Source organism: Chamaesiphon sp. OTE_20_metabat_361, from assembly GCF_031364565.1.
Window position 1 is genome coordinate 1 of record NZ_JANLWO010000641.1, and the last position, 2,738, is coordinate 2,738.

At 47.8% G+C, this 2,738-nt stretch carries 4 protein-coding genes; 3 read left to right on the forward strand and 1 reads right to left on the reverse strand.

Annotated elements, in window-relative coordinates; all coding sequences use genetic code 11:
• Positions 1-9: 9 nt before the first annotated feature.
• A complete protein-coding gene (locus tag RMO35_RS18405; protein ID WP_309742945.1) occupies positions 10-132 on the forward strand; it encodes a hypothetical protein in 123 nt (40 codons plus the stop codon).
• A 170-nt stretch (positions 133-302) separates the two neighbouring features.
• Here RMO35_RS18405 and RMO35_RS18410 read toward each other — a convergent pair whose 3' ends face one another.
• Positions 303-1,559, reverse strand: coding sequence for an aspartate aminotransferase family protein (locus RMO35_RS18410; protein WP_396134924.1), 1,257 nt, complete (start codon positions 1,557-1,559; stop codon positions 303-305).
• A 542-nt stretch (positions 1,560-2,101) separates the two neighbouring features.
• Between RMO35_RS18410 and groES the strand changes: the two genes are divergently transcribed.
• Both groES and RMO35_RS18420 read left to right on the forward strand, forming a co-directional pair.
• Entirely contained in the window at positions 2,102-2,413 is a 312-nt protein-coding gene (groES, locus tag RMO35_RS18415; protein ID WP_309742942.1) for a co-chaperone GroES, read from the forward strand.
• A 142-nt stretch (positions 2,414-2,555) separates the two neighbouring features.
• The coding region (locus tag RMO35_RS18420; protein ID WP_309742943.1) for a TCP-1/cpn60 chaperonin family protein at positions 2,556-2,738 on the forward strand (183 nt) is incomplete at its 3' end.

The following is a 2,738-nucleotide window of genomic DNA, read 5'->3' on the forward strand; positions in this document are numbered from 1 at the left end:
GATCCAGCGATGAATCCAGATAAACGCACTCAGGCAATCAAGGATCTCAATCAGCAAATCTACCATGACGATCGCGTTCAAATTAGTTTAATCCCGATCGGCGACGGACTGACGATCGCGAGAAAGAAATAATATCATTTCATCAGAACAGCCTAAAACCTAGATGGTGGGCATTGCCCACCCTACTAATTAATACTCTATATCAATAATGTTGCAATCTTTGGTGGCTAATAACTTAGTTCGATCGATTCAATCTAAGAATAAATCTAAATTAGAGTGGGTAATTACCCACTCTTAATTTACTACATCGTGGCTAAAATTCGCTCGATAATACTTACAGCCCGATCTATCTCTGTAGAAGAAACAATTAAAGGCGGTACGAACCGGACAACTTTTAAACCCGCAGGGACTAATAATAAACCTGCTTGCATTGCTGCTTTAACAATATCGATCGCCCCGACATTACTATCAGCTTGTAACTCTAAGCCATTAATCAAACCCCAACCCCGAACTTCGGAGATTGTTTGGGGATATTTAGTGGCTAATTGTTGTAAACCTGCCCGTAATTGTGCGCCTCGTGCTTGGACATTGGCGAGAATATTTTCCCGTTCCAATGTTTGACAAACAGCTAAAGCCACCGCACAAACAAATGGATTGCCGCCGTAAGTACTAGCGTGATCTCCCGGCTGGAACACATTGCATGAAGCCTTACACAACGTCGCACCAATCGGAATCCCACCACCTAAACCCTTAGCACTCGTGAAAATATCCGGCTCGATCCCTAATTGCTCGTAACCCCAATATTTACCCGAACGTCCCATCCCGACTTGAACTTCATCGAGGATTAGTAAAATTCCCTTGTCATCGCAGAGTTTCCGCACCTGCTGGAAATACGCAACTTGTCCGGGATTCACGCCGCCTTCACCTTGGAGCGGTTCGAGCATAATGGCGGCTACCCGTCCATCTAACTCGGCAACAGCAGACTCGATCGCGGCAAAGTCATTGTAAGGTACATAGTGGAAACCCGGAATCAATGGTGCAAAGTTCTTGTGATACTTCGGCTGTCCGGTAGCTGTCACCGTCGCCAGCGTCCGTCCGTGGAAACTGGCATTCGCCGTCAAAATTACTGGTTCGGTAATGCCTAAGACCGTATGAGCGTATTTCCGCGCCAATTTGATCGCGCCCTCATTAGCTTCAGCACCCGAATTACAAAAGAATACCCGATCGGCACAAGAATGTTCCACTAGCCACTTCGCTAGTTCGCCTTGCACGGGGACATAATATAAATTGGACACGTGAGTCAACGTGTGAATCTGCGTCGTCACCGCTTCAATCACGGCTGGATGTGCGTGTCCCAGCGTGCAGGTAGCAATCCCCGCCACAAAATCTAAATAAGCCTTGCCATCGGTATCCCAGACAGTACAACCCTCGCCCTTAGTTAGCGCCAGATTAAACCGTCCGTAAGTAGTCATCACATGACTATTAAACTCATCCTGACTAAAAGCTGATAACAACTCTGGATGAATCGTCGGTTGTGCGATCGCGGTATCCAAGCTCATCAAAGTACTCCTAAATCTTTATTAAATAACCATACTAACGCTAGAATTCCCGTTGCGTTTGACTCTTTTGCTACCCTATGCGCCGATCCCAATTTAAATTCTCGGCTGTGGCTGCGACGAGAACTCAGAAACTTCCTCAGAACCGATCGACCGGATAATTGGTGCGTTATGCTGTCTTGTCTCGCTGCTTGGTGCGCTGTCTTGACCCAAACACATGCGGAGGGAACCTCCGCATGTGTTTGGGTCGCTAAACCCTCGGGGAACCCGAGGAGCGCGCATCCGCAAACCGTCGGGGAACAAAGGCGTGCGCGAGCCGCTTGCGCAGTAACGCACCCTACCGTCAATTTATCGCTCTGGTGTAGGGTGTGTTATCGCCCTTGGCGTAACGCACCATCATGAATCTCAAAGATCCCAAATGGGTTCTATAGGCGCGGCTTGCAGGAACGTGCGGGAACCCGTACTCTACCCTTGCTTGCCATGCCATACCCCATTCGGCTAAATTAGCACTCAGCAGTTGAGAGTGCTAAAAACTCAGAATTAATATGGCATCACTATCTTTAACAGTATCTACAGTCAAGCCTTTGGCCGATCGCGTCTTCGTCAAAGTCAGCGCATCAGAAGAAAAAACCGCAGGCGGTATCCTGCTTCCCGATACAGCTAAAGAAAAGCCCCAAATCGGTGAAGTAGTCCAAGTCGGCCCTGGCAAACGCAACGAAGACGGTACTCGTCAAGAGCCAGAAATCAAAATCGGCGATAAAGTCCTCTACTCCAAATACGCTGGTACCGACGTGAAGCTCGGCGGCGACGAATATGTGCTGTTGTCTGAGAAAGACATCCTCGCAGTAGTCGGCTAATTCTTCAGTTGACAGTTGACAGTTGACAGTTGACAGCTAGTATGGATGCTCGATCTGTAAACGATAGAATCCTCAGACAGTCAACAGTCAACAGCCATTCGGTCATTAATACTAACCCTCTACACATCTAAATTTAAAGATTATGGCAAAGCGGATTATATACAACGAAAATGCTCGTCGCGCCCTCGAACGCGGGATGGACATCTTGGCTGAAGCGGTAGCAGTTACCCTCGGCCCTAAAGGTCGTAACGTCGTCTTAGAAAAGAAATTTGGCGCACCCCAAATCGTTAACGATGGTGTCACCATTGCTAAAGAAATCGAACTC

What these genes read in the sequence shown, in the direction of transcription:
- RMO35_RS18410 (WP_396134924.1), bottom strand. Translation starts at nt 1,559, where the DNA reads ATGAGCTTGGATACCGCGATCGCACAACCGACGATTCATCCAGAGTTG.
- RMO35_RS18405 (WP_309742945.1), top strand. Translation starts at nt 10, where the DNA reads ATGAATCCAGATAAACGCACTCAGGCAATCAAGGATCTCAATCAGCAA.
- groES (WP_309742942.1), top strand. Translation starts at nt 2,102, where the DNA reads ATGGCATCACTATCTTTAACAGTATCTACAGTCAAGCCTTTGGCCGAT.